The organism is Parasynechococcus sp. (assembly GCF_042954325.1).
GTDB lineage: Bacteria > Cyanobacteriota > Cyanobacteriia > PCC-6307 > Cyanobiaceae > Parasynechococcus.
In genome coordinates, this window is record NZ_JBGKDS010000027.1 from 15,005 (window position 1) to 29,368 (window position 14,364).

General features: G+C 62.1%; 18 protein-coding genes. 7 read left to right on the forward strand and 11 right to left on the reverse strand.

What is annotated here, in order from left to right; all coding sequences use genetic code 11:
* Positions 1 to 52: 52 nt before the first annotated feature.
* The 8 genes from urtE to ureE form a co-directional block, all read right to left on the reverse strand.
* Positions 53 to 763, reverse strand: a complete 711-nt coding sequence (gene urtE / locus ACGVKB_RS04350; protein WP_392350058.1) for an urea ABC transporter ATP-binding subunit UrtE — start codon at positions 761 to 763, stop codon at positions 53 to 55.
* Complete coding sequence (gene urtD / locus ACGVKB_RS04355) at positions 760 to 1,515, reverse strand: urea ABC transporter ATP-binding protein UrtD (protein WP_392350059.1); 756 nt, start codon at positions 1,513 to 1,515, stop codon at positions 760 to 762. Before urtD ends, urtE begins: the two co-directional genes overlap by 4 nt.
* Complete coding sequence (gene urtC / locus ACGVKB_RS04360; RefSeq protein WP_392350060.1) at positions 1,512 to 2,639, reverse strand: urea ABC transporter permease subunit UrtC; 1,128 nt, start codon at positions 2,637 to 2,639, stop codon at positions 1,512 to 1,514. Before urtC ends, urtD begins: the two co-directional genes overlap by 4 nt.
* A 4-nt stretch (positions 2,640 to 2,643) precedes the next feature.
* Entirely contained in the window at positions 2,644 to 3,798 is a 1,155-nt protein-coding gene (locus ACGVKB_RS04365) for a branched-chain amino acid ABC transporter permease (RefSeq protein ID WP_392350061.1), read from the reverse strand.
* A 93-nt stretch (positions 3,799 to 3,891) separates the two neighbouring features.
* A complete protein-coding gene (gene urtA / locus ACGVKB_RS04370) occupies positions 3,892 to 5,202 on the reverse strand; it encodes an urea ABC transporter substrate-binding protein (RefSeq protein WP_392350062.1) in 1,311 nt (436 codons plus the stop codon).
* A gap of 119 nt (positions 5,203 to 5,321) precedes the next feature.
* Positions 5,322 to 5,927 carry an urease accessory protein UreG gene (gene ureG, locus ACGVKB_RS04375; RefSeq protein ID WP_392350063.1) on the reverse strand — a complete coding sequence of 202 codons (606 nt, stop codon included), beginning with the start codon at positions 5,925 to 5,927 and terminating at the stop codon, positions 5,322 to 5,324.
* Complete coding sequence (locus tag ACGVKB_RS04380) at positions 5,927 to 6,598, reverse strand: urease accessory protein UreF (RefSeq protein ID WP_392350064.1); 672 nt, start codon at positions 6,596 to 6,598, stop codon at positions 5,927 to 5,929. Before ACGVKB_RS04380 ends, ureG begins: the two co-directional genes overlap by 1 nt.
* Positions 6,595 to 7,071 (reverse strand): urease accessory protein UreE, encoded by a 477-nt coding sequence (ureE, locus tag ACGVKB_RS04385; protein ID WP_392350065.1) that lies wholly within the window; start codon positions 7,069 to 7,071, stop codon positions 6,595 to 6,597. The genes ACGVKB_RS04380 and ureE overlap by 4 nt, the downstream gene beginning before the upstream one ends.
* Before the next feature lie 98 nt (positions 7,072 to 7,169).
* Between ureE and ACGVKB_RS04390 the strand changes: the two genes are divergently transcribed.
* The 7 genes from ACGVKB_RS04390 (at position 7,170) to ACGVKB_RS04420 (ending at position 11,905) form a co-directional block, all read left to right on the forward strand.
* The gene (locus tag ACGVKB_RS04390) at positions 7,170 to 8,105 is read left to right on the forward strand and encodes an urease accessory protein UreD (protein WP_392350066.1); all 936 of its coding nucleotides are present in this window, start codon (positions 7,170 to 7,172) and stop codon (positions 8,103 to 8,105) included.
* An 18-nt stretch (positions 8,106 to 8,123) separates the two neighbouring features.
* Complete coding sequence (locus tag ACGVKB_RS04395) at positions 8,124 to 8,426, forward strand: urease subunit gamma (RefSeq protein WP_392350067.1); 303 nt, start codon at positions 8,124 to 8,126, stop codon at positions 8,424 to 8,426.
* A gap of 9 nt (positions 8,427 to 8,435) precedes the next feature.
* Positions 8,436 to 8,756, forward strand: coding sequence for an urease subunit beta (locus tag ACGVKB_RS04400; RefSeq protein ID WP_392350068.1), 321 nt, complete (start codon positions 8,436 to 8,438; stop codon positions 8,754 to 8,756).
* Between the two features lie 3 nt (positions 8,757 to 8,759).
* Positions 8,760 to 10,469, forward strand: coding sequence for an urease subunit alpha (gene ureC, locus ACGVKB_RS04405; RefSeq protein ID WP_392350069.1), 1,710 nt, complete (start codon positions 8,760 to 8,762; stop codon positions 10,467 to 10,469).
* Positions 10,466 to 11,224 carry a type 1 glutamine amidotransferase gene (locus ACGVKB_RS04410; RefSeq protein ID WP_392350070.1) on the forward strand — a complete coding sequence of 253 codons (759 nt, stop codon included), beginning with the start codon at positions 10,466 to 10,468 and terminating at the stop codon, positions 11,222 to 11,224. The genes ureC and ACGVKB_RS04410 overlap by 4 nt, the downstream gene beginning before the upstream one ends.
* A gap of 214 nt (positions 11,225 to 11,438) precedes the next feature.
* Positions 11,439 to 11,606, forward strand: a complete 168-nt coding sequence (locus ACGVKB_RS04415; protein ID WP_392350071.1) for a DUF4278 domain-containing protein — start codon at positions 11,439 to 11,441, stop codon at positions 11,604 to 11,606.
* An 80-nt stretch (positions 11,607 to 11,686) separates the two neighbouring features.
* Positions 11,687 to 11,905, forward strand: coding sequence for a hypothetical protein (locus ACGVKB_RS04420; RefSeq protein ID WP_392350072.1), 219 nt, complete (start codon positions 11,687 to 11,689; stop codon positions 11,903 to 11,905).
* 79 nt (positions 11,906 to 11,984) lie between these two features.
* Here ACGVKB_RS04420 and ACGVKB_RS04425 read toward each other — a convergent pair whose 3' ends face one another.
* The 3 genes from ACGVKB_RS04425 to ACGVKB_RS04435 all read right to left on the reverse strand — a co-directional run.
* The gene (locus ACGVKB_RS04425) at positions 11,985 to 12,659 is read right to left on the reverse strand and encodes a DUF1028 domain-containing protein (protein ID WP_392350073.1); all 675 of its coding nucleotides are present in this window, start codon (positions 12,657 to 12,659) and stop codon (positions 11,985 to 11,987) included.
* On the reverse strand, positions 12,656 to 13,945 hold the full coding sequence (locus ACGVKB_RS04430) for a Zn-dependent hydrolase (RefSeq protein ID WP_392350074.1): 1,290 nt from the start codon (positions 13,943 to 13,945) through the stop codon (positions 12,656 to 12,658). Before ACGVKB_RS04430 ends, ACGVKB_RS04425 begins: the two co-directional genes overlap by 4 nt.
* 94 nt (positions 13,946 to 14,039) lie before the next feature.
* Positions 14,040 to 14,364 (reverse strand): asparagine synthase-related protein (locus ACGVKB_RS04435; RefSeq protein ID WP_392350075.1); only part of this gene is annotated, 325 nt, incomplete at its 5' end.

The window sequence follows — 14,364 nt, forward strand, 5'->3', positions numbered from 1 at the left end:
AAGGCACGATATTGATGTGATATTTAATCAATATCGTGCCGCTGATCCAGGATCAGACGCTGAGGAACTCATCCACCACGGCCTGGCTGAGATCGCTGGTGGGACCGCTGGCCACGATCCCGCCCCGCTGCATCGCGTAATAACGATCCGCCTGGCGAACGAAGTGGAGATGCTGCTCCACCAGCAACACGCCGATGCCGGTCTCGGCAATGATCCGCCGCACCGCCGATTCGATGTCCTGCACGATGTTGGGCTGAATCCCCTCGGTGGGTTCATCGAGCAGAAGCAGCTTCGGCTTGCCAAGCAGGGCCCTGGCAATCGCCAGCTGCTGTTGCTGACCACCGCTGAGATCTCCCCCCTTACGGGGCAAAAACTCCTGCAGGATCGGAAACAGCTCATAGACAAAGGGGTCGATCCGGCGGTTGCGGCCCAGCCCCCCCGGCAGCGCCTCCATGCCCAACATCAGGTTCTCCTCCACCGTGAGCTGGGGGATGATCTCCCGCCCCTGGGGCACATAGCCAACACCGGCGCGGGCCCGTTGATACGGGGCCTGACGGTCGAGCCCATCGCCATTGAAGACAATCTCACCGCGGCGGGGCCGCAACAGACCGATCAACGACTTGAGCAGCGTGGTTTTGCCCACCCCGTTGCGTCCGATCAGACAGACCATCTCACCGGCCTTCACGGTGAGATCCACATCCCGCAGGATGTGACTCTCACCGTAATAGGTGTTCAAACCACGGATTTCCAGCAGTGTCGTCATCCGTTCTCCTCGTCGGTGGTGCCCAGATAAACCTCAATCACGCGGGGATCAGCCTGAACCTGATCCATCGTTCCCTCGCAGAGCACATGGCCCTGGTGCAGCACCGTCACGGGACTCTCCAAGCGACGGATGAACTCCATGTCGTGCTCGATCACCAGCACGGTGTGATCACCCGCCAGTGATTTGAGCAGATCTGCCGTGAGATCCGTCTCCTCATCCGTCAGGCCGGCGACCGGTTCATCCACCAGCAACAGGTCGGGATCCTGACCGACCAACATCGCAATCTCCAGCCACTGCTTCTGCCCATGGGACAGGGACCCCGCGGCCCAGTCAGCCCGGGATTGCAGATTGACGATGCCCATCAGGTGATGGACACGGTCGCGCTGCTCGGAGCTCAGACCCTGGAACAGAAGTGACCAGGGCTGCTTGGGACGACTCACCGCGAGAGCCAGGTTCTCCTGAACACTGAGCTTCTCGAACACCCTCGGACTTTGGAACTTGCGTCCAATGCCCAGACGGGCGATGCGGTGCTCGAGGGTGCCCACCAGCGAACGACCCTTAAACACCACATCCCCCTGCGTCGGCGCCGTCTTGCCGCTGATCACATCCAGGAAGGTGGTTTTGCCGGCCCCATTGGGGCCGATCACCGCGCGGAGTTCACCGGGCTGCAGCGTCAGGTTGAGGTCTCGCAGCGCCAGGAACCCGTCGAAGCTGACGGTGATCTGACGCAGTTCCAACAGAGCGGAACTCATGGCTGCACCTCCTCTTGACCATCAATTTCCAGCTGGGGATAGGTGCCGATGGGACGAACCAAACCCAACCGGTTCAGCAGATTGCGTGGACCATCACCGCGGAACCAACCGATCACACCTTCCGGCAGAGCCGTGACCACAAGGATGAACAGACCGCCCTGGATGAACAGCCAGCTCTCCGGCATCACCTCACTGACAAGACTCTTGGCGTAATTGATCACGACCGCACCGAGGATCGCGCCCACCAAGGTGCCGCGGCCACCGACCGCCACCCAGATCACCATGTCAATCGACATCGGCACCTCCATGAACTGCGGCGAGGCGCTGCCGGATTGAACGGTGTAAAGAGCTCCACCGATGCCCGCCAGGGCGCCGGCGAGGCCGAAAACAATCGTTTTGAACAGCGTCGGGTTGAAACCGGCGAAGCGCAGACGCGGTTCGTCATCGCGGATGGCAATCAGCACATCACCAAAGCGACCGCGGACCACCCAGCGCAGGAAAGCCCAGACCAGGATCACCACCACGGCGGTGACCCAAAAGAACCACCGCTGCATCAGATCGGATCCGACGTACTGCCCGAACAATTTCGTGGCGGGCGTCTGTAATCCGTTGGTGCCGTTGATCAGCTTCTGCTGGCCGTTGAAGAAGTTGAAAAAGACCAGCAGAGCGGCCTGGGTCAGGATCGAGAAGTACACCCCCTTGATCCGATTGCGGAACACCAAACCGCCCAGGACAGCGGCGAGCAGTCCGGGGATCAGCCAGATCGCCACCAAGGTGAACCAGGGCGACGCGAAGGGATGCCAGAAGAAGGGCAGCTCCTTCACGCCATAGAGGCTGAAGAATTCGGGGATCGCATTGGGGAGATCGCCAGAGCTGCTCAGCTGGAGATACATGGCGGCGGCATAACCACCCAACGCGAAAAAGATGCCCTGACCGAGGCTCAGCAGACCGGTGAACCCCCAGATCAGATCGATGCCCAGGGCCACGATCGCCAGGGAGAGGAAGCGACCCAACAGGTTGAGTCGGAAGACGGACAGCACGGAGGGTGCCGCCACAATCGCCGCAATGATCAGCACCCAGAGCAGAAGCTGGGGCCAACGGCGCTGTTGAAGGAACTGCAACATGAGATCAGGCCTCCACCATGCGTCCCTTCTGCGGGAATAACCCCGCGGGACGGAACTGCAAGAACGCCACGATCAGGGCGAAGATCATCACCTGGGCCATGCTCGTGGTCGCAAAGAAACTCACGGCACCCGCCAAGGGCGCTGGCATGTCAGGCCAGAGGGTGAGCAGACGACCGGCACCGATCACATCGGTGAGCCAACCGATCGCGAAGGACGCCAGCACCGTGCCGAAGAGATTGCCAACGCCACCGAGCACGACGACCATGAAACAACCGACGATGTAGGAGCCGCCCACGTTCGGACCGACCGAACCCAGCAGGGAGACGGCGACACCCGCAACACCGGCCAACCCGGATCCGATTCCGAAGGTCAACACATCAACAGTGTCGGTGGGAATGCCCAGACAGTCGCTCATGGATCGGTTCTGGGTGACAGCGCGGATCCGCATGCCCCAGACACTGCGGTTCAGGAACCAGGTGACTCCGAGAACCGCCACCACCGTGACCGCAATGATCACCAGCCGCGGCACCGGGAACGTCAGGCCGCTCAACTCGAGGCCACCGCGCATCCACTGCGGAGCCGTGACGTCCACGTTGCGCGCATCCGCCTGTGAAATTCGGCTGATCTGAGAGGCCAGGCCACTCGCCAACAGCACACCAGCCAAGGCAGCCACCGCCCAGCTCCCGGCGCGAACCAGCCGTGAGCGCGCACCGAGCAGCCAACGCTCGGGGAGGAACACCGGCAGACCGAAACCGAGCACGAGCGCCAGGATCAAGCCGGACGCATGGGCCATCGGGACACTGCGAACGAATTGCTGCAGGATCAAGCTGACGCCCCAGGTGGCCAGCAAGGTCTCCAGGGGGTTGCCGTACAAACGGCGAATCACCGCGCGTTCCAACAGCACCCCAACAACGCCACTGACGATGAAGGCAACCGGCAACGCCACGAGGACATACAGGTTGTAAAGGGGGGCCAGTGCGGGCAGCTTGAAAATCAACTGCACCACATAAGTGGTGTAGGCACCGAGCATGATCAGCTCGCCATGGGCGAGGTTGATCACACCCATCAGGCCGAAAACAATCGCCAATCCAAGGGCGGCCATCAGCAGCACGGAGCCGATGGCCACACCGTTAAACAGGCTTTCAAAAAGCAGTTGCACGACTGTCTGAAACGAACGTTCAGGGAAACGACGAAAGGAGGAGCCCGAAAACGAGCTCCTCCGTGAAGAGAGATTCAGGCTGTGACCCGAAGATCAGAGCTTGTACTTGCCGCCCTTCGAGGCATCGGTCCAGTCGCAGGCGAAACCGGTGGAATCCGGGTGGATCTGGTTCCAGGCCTGGGGAGCCACGGGGCCATCGGTCTCCTCGAGGATGTCGAACTGGCCATCCTTGGTGATCTGACCGATGCGCACGGTCTGGGACAGGTGATGGTTCGGCATCACGGTCACCTTGCCCTGAGGCGCATCGAACTCGATGCCAACCAGAGCTTCACGGACCTTGTCGTCATCGAAGCTGTTGGCCTTCTCAACGGCGGCCTTCCACAGGTAGACCATGTTGTAAGCCGACTCCTGCGGGTCAGCGACCTGACGGTCTGCGCCGTACTTGGCCTTGAAGTCAGCAGCGAACTTCTTCGATGCCGGAGTGTCGATGGACATCATGTAGTTCCAAGCGCCGTAGTGGCCTTCTAGGAACTCAGAACCGATCGTGCTGATCTCTTCTTCGGCGATGGAGTAACTCATCACGTAGAAGCCGTTGGCAGGGGTGATGCCGGCGTCCTGGATCTGCTTGAAGAAGGCGACGTTCTGGTCACCGTTGAGGGTGTTGATGATCACACCGCCTTCAGGCAGAGCTTCCTTGATCTTGGCGATGATCGGAGCAACTTCGGTGTTGCCCAGGGGGAGATAGTCCTCACCAACCACTTCGCCACCCAGCTGCTCAACCTGAGCCTTGGTGATGGTGTTGGAGGTGCGGGGGAAGACGTAGTCCGAACCCACCAGGAAGAAGGGCTTGCCAGCGGCAGGCGACTTCTCAAACATGAACTTGGTGGCCGGCTCCGACTGTTGGTTCGGGGTGGCACCGGTGTAGAAGATGTTGTTGGAACACTCCTGACCCTCGTACTGAATCGGGTAGTAGAGGAAAGCGTTCTTCGACTCGTAGACCGGCAGCATCTCCTTGCGGCTGGCGGAGGTCCAACCGCCGAAGACCACAGGCACCTTGTCCTGATCGATCAACTTCTTGGACTTCTCAGCGAAGGTGGGCCATGTGGAGGCGCCATCTTCAACGATGGTTTCGATGGTGTAGGACTTGCCGTCCACTTCCACACCACCGGCGGCGTTGATCTCGTCAATCGCCATCTTTTCGGTGTCGACCAGCGTCTTCTCAGAGATCGCCATGGTGCCGGTCAGCGAGTGCAGGATGCCGACCGTGACAGTGCAGTTGTTGCCGTCGTCATCACACTTGGCATTGGTGGCCTGGTCGCTACCACCACCACAGGCGGTCACAGCCAAGCCCAGCGATGTTGCGGCCAGGCCGGCAAACAGACGCTTGGAGAGAGAGGAACTCATGAAATCCACAACACGTGATTCAGTGCGCGTCTGACGACGGCATCGACGTGAAACTAAGGATCAGTGACTCCTCTTTTTGGTATCAACGCGAACCAATTTCAGACTTGCCGGCGCGCCGATCACCCATTCGGTAGCTGTTGCAACACAAACGACTCGACGTGCTCGAGTCCCTCGCCGCTGTGGAGGTTGGTAAAACACCACGGGCGATCACCCCGCATCCGCACGGTGTCGCGCTCCATCACGGCCAGGTCGGCACCCACCAAAGGAGCCAGGTCAATTTTGTTGATCACCAGCAGATCCGAGCGCGTAATCCCAGGGCCTCCCTTGCGCGGGATCTTGTCGCCGGCGGCCACATCGATCACATAGATGCAGAGGTCAACGAGTTCCGGGCTGAAGCTCGCGGCCAAATTGTCACCACCGCTTTCCACCAGCACCAGATCCAGACCTGGGAATTGCTCCTCGAGCTCCGCCACCGCCGCACGGTTGATCGAACAGTCTTCACGGATCGCCGTGTGTGGACAGCCTCCGGTCTCCACCCCGCGGATGCGTTCCGGCTCAAGGGCTCCGACCCGGGTCAGGAACTGCGCATCCTCCTGGGTGTAGATGTCATTGGTGACAACAGCGAGCTGCAGCCGCTCGCGAAGCGTCCGACACAACGCCTCCACGAGCGCGGTCTTGCCCGATCCGACCGGACCGGCCACTCCGAGACGCAGCTTGCTGCCCATCAGCTTCGAAACAGGCGGGAATACAGCTCAGCATGGGTCAGTTGAGCCAAGGAAGCACCCACCCCGGAACTCCAGAGCTCCCGTGGATCGGCGTGCTGCAGCAGCTCAGCCTGCTCAAGAATCAACGGACGCAAGCGCAACTGCAGCACCTGGGCCCGGGTGGGACCCAAGGGCAACAACCGCACTGCAGCACTGAGTTGATTGGCGACCCAGCCGTAGAGATACCCCTCCACCATCGCGGCGGGCGTGACCTCCAGCGCCGTGGCGGCCCAGGCCCAGGCCGCTGGCCAGGCCAGACGCAACGACTCCGGTAGAGGGTGGCCGAGCTCCTGGAGCAACTGCAGCAACGACTGCCCCATTTGACGCTGCTGGGCACGGACTTCCGCCACCTCACGGGTGGCCAGCAACCATCCGTCCAAATCCAGCACACGCCGCCGCGCGTCAACATTGCTCTGCCCCACCCAAGCCGACAGGTCTGCCGCCAGGGGCCCCAAAGCGGCCGCCTCCAGCCGCAGTGTTCCCCGGAACAACTCAGCCTGAAGCCACGACTCGAGCATGGCTTCATCGGCGAGCGCGCCGGACTGAATCAGCACTTCCAAGCCCTCTGAATAGCTGAAGGCACCCACCGGCAATGCCGGACTCACCAGCTGAAGCAGGGACAGATCACTCATGGGTGGGCGTGTCCATGCCCATGACCATGCCCCTCTCCATAGGCCCCACCCTCTGGTGCAAACGGCTCCCGACAGCGACTCAACACGAGCCCGCGCGCCTCCAGCATCTCGGCGAGCACGGCATCCTCCAACAGGCGCAGCTCCTGGGCATGCAGCTCCAGAGCCACATGCCGATTCCCCAGGTGATACGCGGCCTGCAGCAACGCCAATGCCGAATCCGCCTGCACCCGCAACAACGGCTCCGGTGCTGCGGCAACTTCAACACGAATGGCGCCCGCTCCATCACTGAGCTGATCGCCGGGGCGCAAGGCTCCCTCCCGCGGAAGCTGCAGCAACACCGCTCGACCACAGGCGGTGCGGCGGCGTCCACGCAGGACCCGGCGTTCAGCAGCGGTCAGGGGCAGCAGGACGTCGGCCTGACCCACGGGCACGGATGCCAACCGCCGCTCCAACACGAGCAGGCTCTCGCTCACAGACCCCCGTCATCTGCGCAAAGCCTGCCCAGCCATCGACCTGACATTTAGTAGCAACCGCTACAGAGCAGGCGGAGACCAGCGCGGAGCGTGGAGGCATGCAACGCCCTGAGCCCTGGCACGGCCGCTGCCAACTGCAGTTTCAATCCAGCCCCGCGGGCACCCACCATCAGGGGGGCTGCAGCGCTCCGTTCAAACTGCTCCGGGCCGACCGCGGCGACGACGGCCGTTGCGAACTTCCCTTGCTGCACACCGCCGGAGGCCTCGTCGGCGGGGATCGACTGAGCATCGACCTCGACCTGGGCGTGGCCAGCCGCAGCCTGATCACGAGCGTGGCAGCCCAGAAGGTCTACGGCTCCCTTGGACGCAGCCGACTGCACCCCGAAGGCCGTTGGTCCCAGCAAACGGTCCAATGCACGCTGGAGGACGACAGCGATCTGGAATGGCTCCCCCAAGAACTGGTGCTCTACGCGGATGCGCTCTATGAGCAGCAACTGACCGTGACCCTGCCGGAGAACGCCTCCTTTCTCAGCGCGGAAATCGTGCGACTGGGGCGCACCGCGGCCGGCGAAACGCTGAATCAAGGCTGCTGGCGCTCCGCCCTGAGCGTGCAGCGGATCGGCCGGGCTGAACCCCGCTGGGAACTCGTCGATCGGCTGAGCCTGGGTGGTGACAGTCTTGCCGGCAGCCACGGACTCGCCGGTGCCCCCGTGTTCGGCTCGCTGGTGTGGGCAGCGCCGATGCCCCTCTCCTCCGACGCGATCCGACGCCTGCAGGAGACCATCCGAGCGGATCGAGACGGGCTGGAAGGAACCATGCGCCTCAGCAGCCTCGACCAGGGACTGGTGGCCCGGTACAGCGGACCATCAAGCCGCGATGCCCGGTTTTGGTTCAGTCGAATCTGGTCCCACACCCGCGCACTACGGGGACTCAGCAGCCCACGCATCCCACGGGTCTGGCCCTTGCAGGAACAGCCGTTAGCCAGACAAACGTTCACCACGAACCGTCAAGCGCTCCCGGCGACGACAAACTGAAGACGACCGAGGCCCCCCATGCATCTCAGTCCCCAGGAAAAGGACAAACTCCTGATCGTGACCGCCGCCTTGCTGGCGGAACGTCGTCTCAATCGCGGCCTGAAACTGAACCACCCCGAGTCGGTGGCTTGGCTCAGCTTTCTGGTGCTGGAAGGTGCCCGCGACGGCAAAAGTGTGGCGGAGCTGATGCAGGAAGGAACCACCTGGTTGCAGCGCGATCAGGTGATGGAGGGGGTACCTGAGCTGGTGCATGAGGTGCAGATCGAGGCGGTCTTCCCCGACGGCACCAAGCTCGTCACCCTGCATGACCCGATTCGCTGAGGCAAACCCATGGCACCTCTGATTCCAGGCGAACTGCTTCCTGAACCGGGTGAACTGGAACTGAATGCAGGCCGACCCGTCACCACGGTGAGCGTCTCCAACAGCGGCGACCGGCCCGTGCAGGTGGGGTCCCACTTCCACTTTGCGGAAGCCAATGCCGCCCTGCGGTTCGACCGCGCATCCGCCCGCGGCCAGCGCCTCGACATCCCCGCCGGCACCGCCATTCGCTTCGAACCCGGCGACAGCCGCGACGTGAACCTCATTCCCTTTGCCGGCGCCCGACGCGTCATCGGCTTCAACGGCCAGATCAACGGACCCCTCGACGCCTGACCCATGCCCTATCGCATTTCTCGCCAGGCCTACGCCGAGACCTACGGCCCCACCACCGGTGATCGGGTCCGGCTCGCCGATACGGAGCTGATCCTTGAAGTCGAACAGGACTTCACCGTCTACGGCGATGAGGTGAAGTTCGGCGGCGGCAAGGTGATCCGCGACGGCATGGGTCAGTCCCAGACATCACGGGGCGGCGGCGCCGTGGACACGGTGATCACCAACGCCTTGATCCTCGACTGGTGGGGGATCGTCAAGGCCGATGTCGGCCTCAAGGACGGCCGCATCGTCGCCATCGGCAAAGCCGGCAACCCCGACACCCAGGAAGGGGTGACGATCGTGGTGGGCCCCGGCACCGAAGCCATCGCCGGAGAAGGACACATCCTCACGGCCGGTGGCATCGACACCCACATCCACTTCATCTGCCCGCAGCAGATCGAAACGGCCCTGGCCAGCGGCGTCACCACCCTGATGGGCGGCGGCACCGGACCGGCCACAGGCACCAACGCCACCACCTGCACCCCCGGCGCGTTCCACATCGGGCGGATGCTCCAGGCCGCCGAAGGCCTGCCGGTGAACCTGGGCTTTTTCGGCAAGGGCAACGCCAGCACCCCGGAAGCTTTGGAAGAACAGGTACGGGCGGGCGCCTGCGGCCTGAAGCTGCACGAAGACTGGGGCACCACCCCCGCCACCATCGATGCCTGCCTGTCGGTGGCCGATCGCATGGATGTACAGGTCTGCATCCACTCCGACACCCTCAACGAAGCCGGTTTCGTTGAAGACACGATCGCGGCGATCAAAGGCCGCACGATCCACACCTTCCACACCGAAGGTGCCGGCGGCGGCCATGCCCCGGACATCATCAAGATCTGCGGCGAAGCCAACGTGCTGCCCAGCAGCACCAACCCCACCCGGCCTTACACCCGCAACACCCTCGAGGAGCACCTCGACATGCTGATGGTGTGCCACCACCTGGATCCCAAGATCCCGGAGGATGTGGCCTTCGCCGAATCACGGATCCGGCGCGAAACGATCGCCGCCGAAGACATCCTTCACGACCTGGGCGCCTTCTCGATCATCGCCAGCGACTCCCAGGCCATGGGCCGCGTGGGCGAGGTGATCACCCGCACCTTCCAGACCGCCCACAAGATGAAGGTGCAGCGCGGCGCGCTGCCGGAAGACTCCAGCCGCAACGACAACCATCGCCTCAAGCGCTACATCGCCAAGGTGACGATCAACCCGGCGTTGGCCCACGGCATCAGCACCGAAGTGGGGTCGATTGAAACCGGCAAGCTCGCCGACCTTGTGCTCTGGAAGCCGGGCTTCTTCGGCATCCGCCCGGAACTGGTGATCAAGGGCGGATCGATCGTGTGGGCCCAGATGGGCGATGCCAACGCCTCAATTCCCACCCCCGGGCCCGTGCACGGCAGGCCCATGTTCGGCGCCTTCGGCAAAGCCCTCGCCCCGAGCTGCCTCACCTTCGTGAGCGAGGCAGCCATGGATGCTGATATCCAACGCCAGCTGGGGCTGGAACGCACCTGCATGGCGGTGAAGGACACCCGCAGCGTGGGCAAGAGCGCACTCAAGCTCAACTCCGCCCTGCCGAAGGTGAGCGTGGACCCGCAGACCTATGAGGTGTTCGCCGACGGTGAGCTGCTCACCTGCGAACCCGCCGAGGTGCTGCCCCTCGCCCAGCGCTACCTGCTGCTTTGAGCACCACGCTGCTGGTGATCCAGCACGTTGACCACGAAGGGCCCGAACTGGTGGGACAACTGGCGCGGGAACGGGGAATGGACCTCCAGACCCTGCGGCCGGACCGTGGCGACTGCCTGCCGAGCCCAAGCGAATGCCCGAACAGCATCGCGCTGGTGCTGGGGGGACCAATGGGCGTGAACGAACGGCATCAACCAGACCTGCACTGGCTCCAAACTGAGCTGAACTGGTTGACGGCCTGGCACCGGCAGAGCCGACCGATACTGGGCATCTGCCTGGGGGCTCAACTCCTCGCTGTCGCTGCAGGCGGATCCGTGCAACCCCTGCAGGTTGGAGCACCACCGCAGCAGCTCAAGGAACTGGGACTGGGCGCAATCCACTGGGTCGCTGATCCGACCCATGAGGCCTTACTGCAGGGACAACCGAGCGGCAGCTTGGCGCTGCATTGGCATGGCGATCGCATCCACCTGCCAGCCGATGCAACCCTGCTGGGTTCCTCGCTGCACTGTGCGGAACAGGTGTTTCGAATCGGCGATCACGCCATTGGCCTGCAATGCCATCTCGAGATCAACGGAGATGCACTGCAACGCTGGATTACCAACGACCACACCTATGTGATGAGTGCCCTTGGGCCTGAAGGGCCCGAACGCCTGATGCGGGAGTGGCGCTGGCTAGGAGACGAGCTGCAGGAGCAAGGTCGACACTTTTTCAATGCTGCACTCGATCAACTACAGGCGTGCTGCAGTGCCAGGTGATTTGCACCAGCAAGGAATACTTATTACTACGGACAAAAATAAACAAAACCGAAAACTTTTCTGTACAAGTATCGACCCGAACATCGCCTCAGGCCAGGCAAGCGCTTCAATAGTTCTGTAGCAACGGCTACCGATCGTTCACTTCGCATCACGCGAAGCGCAGTTCGCCTCAGGCCATGGAACGGGGACCTGAGCTTGCTTCGAGGACCATCCAATGACCACCCTTCTCTATCGCGGGCATCAGTACCAGCAAAGCAACGCCATTGAGGGCAAACCTGGTGTGCAGCTGGTCTACCGCCGCAACGTGTACCAAGCCCGTCAAATCAACAGCCACCGGACTCCGGCGCAGCTCATATACCGCGGAGTCGGCTATACGCGCTAGGGCAACTTTTCAATCCGTAGCAAGAGGGACAATCTGGTTCCGCGGATTGAGGCGTAATAGATCCAGCTTCAGCAATAATCTTGGATCTCGTCGCCACTCGCCTCGACCAAGGCCTTGCACAGTTGAACCCCTCGAGCGTGCATGGTGTCTTCTGGCTACAAACCCACTTTCCCGCCCAGGAGTGGGATGCTCTGCTGTCGGGCCAAGCAGCCTTCGGAATGGATTGCGTCGACGATTTGATTAATGATGCTCGTGAGGCTGGCTTAAACGTGAAGTGGGAAGCCTCCGTCCGCAGCTGAGCCATCTCAAATCTTTCAGGAAGACCCTGCACACTTCGGTGTTGCAGGGTTTTTTGCTGACATGACCTATGGCTGATCCCTACGCCACCAGACGGTTCAGCATTGGCAATTCCGACAGTTCGTCCCTCCACTCCTGAGCCCAAAGGGCCTGGCTGCGCTCATACACCTCCATCAACTGCTCCATCGCACGCTCATGGAAATCAACCCGTAGGTCCAACAACGGAAAGGCAGCTTCACCGCTCACCTGTACCGCTGCTGAAGTGCAGAACGGAGAACGATGGTCACCCCCAGCGGCTTCCCCGGCTTGAAGAGCCATCATCAGGCGACGTCCCAGTTTCAAGCTGGGGTCGCTGGTGAGAAAGGCCTGCTCCATTGCCTCCATAACACCCTCATCCACCAAGCAATTGCCAGCAACGGATAGGTCACGCTGATGGCGGTGCCCAGCCCAAGCCCCGCAATCCTGCCCCGTCCAACAGGCCGTTCGACCATCCAGATCGATCAGGTGAAACTGACGCCGGTCACGATGCTGATCATCCGCCAGAAGGCTGGCCAGAACACTCTCGGCATCCGAACTCTGCTCCAGGCGTTCAAGGCCACAGATCCCTAGATAGGGATTGGTGTGGGCCTGGGTCGCCACAGCGCCAACTCCGGCGCGGATGTGGGGCACGGTGGATCCAACGGCCAGATGACAGGTGGCAACAGCCACGCCAAAGCGGCCGTTGTTGGGATCACGGGCCAGGATCGAAAAAGTCACGGCAGCTGACGGTCAAGCCGCAGCAACGTTTCGAGCAGCACCGCAGTGCCCGCCCAGCACAGTTCATCGCTGGTGAACTCCGCAGCGGAATGACTCAGTCCGCCCCGGCTGGGAACAAAAATCATGCCCATCGGCCAACGGCGGCCGACCTCCTGCGCATCGTGGCTGGCTCGGCTGGGGAGATGGCTGTGGGACAGGCCGAGATCGGCAGCGGCCTCAGCAATCGTGGCCATCACCACAGCATCAGCAGGGGTGGGATCAACACTGAACTGGGGATCCACCGCGATCGGGCAGCCCGTTTCAGCGCCGATGTTCTCCACCTGCTGCATCAACTCCTCCACCAATTGATCGAGCACGCGTCGATCCACATCCCTTAAATCAACTGTCAGGGAGACAGCACCAGGGACGACGTTGGCGGCATTGGGCCAAACCTCAAGACGGCCCACCGTCGCCACAGGATCTCCTGGATGACTGGAGGCCATGGCCTCGACAGCGAGAACAATGCGCGACGCCGCCACGAGGGCGTCCTGTCGCAGACCCATCGGTGTGGTGCCGGCATGGTTGGCCTGTCCCTGCACATTGATGCTGAACCGGCGCTGACCGACGACACCCTCCACAACACCGATGGCATCACCGCGTTGCTCGAGAACACCGCCCTGCTCAACATGCAATTCCAGGAAAGCGGCGTAAGCCTCATCGGAGCGGCGGGCGGAGGCCAATGACGGCCAATGCCCCCCGATGCGTGCCAGGTTCTCCTGAATCGGCTGGCCATTGCTGGTGGCGTAACTCTCCGGATCAGTGGAGGCCGTGCCCGCCAAGCCCTTGCAACCCACCATGGTCGACTCCTCGTCGGCAAAGGCGATCAACTCGATGCCATGCTGCAGCCGTATGCCCTGGTCCTGAAGAGCACGGCAGGCTTCGAGACCTGCAAGGACACCTAGGGCCCCATCGAAGCGACCACCGGTGGGGACGGTGTCGAGGTGTGAGCCGGTCACCAGCGCAGGACGGTGTGGCTCGAGGCCGTCAAGACGCCCGATCAAATTGCCAGCTGCATCAACACGCACCTGCATGCCCAGCTGTTTCATCCATTGGGCCAACAACTCACGGCCCTGAACGTCTTCAGCTGAAAACCCCCGACGGCAAACGCTGCCATCGGGCTTCGCGCCAATGCTCGCAAGCTGTTCAATCGTTTCGACTAAACGATCACGGTTGGGGCTCGCCGCAACTTTGCCTGGCTCAATCCCACTTCCAAGGTTGGTCGGAGAAGCCGAGGTGAGCGTGAGCAATGCCGTGACCTTCGTTTCAAACGGAATCAGATCTTCACCCGAAAACCCTCAGAAACTTGTAGCTAGAGCAACGCTTTTATCCCGACCAAAGAATTCAAACGGGCATCAGCACTCGCCACCCCAGGCGGTCAGCCTCCCGACGGGCCAGGGCGGGCACGTCTTCAGCCACAAACATCCGGTGCAGCATTTGCACACCCAGCAGATGATTGATCACGGCATCCATCTGCACACGCTCCGCATCGGTGGTGGATGGATCCTCATGACGCGCAAACAAGGCACTAACACCGGCTTTGCTCAATAAACCAGCGGCATCGATCGCCTCATCACTGAGGTAGTCATCAGCGAGTTGCTTCATCTGCGCCCACTTCTCGGGCTCCGTATGGGCTGGCGGCGCCATGAAGGCGAACTTCTCACGCCGA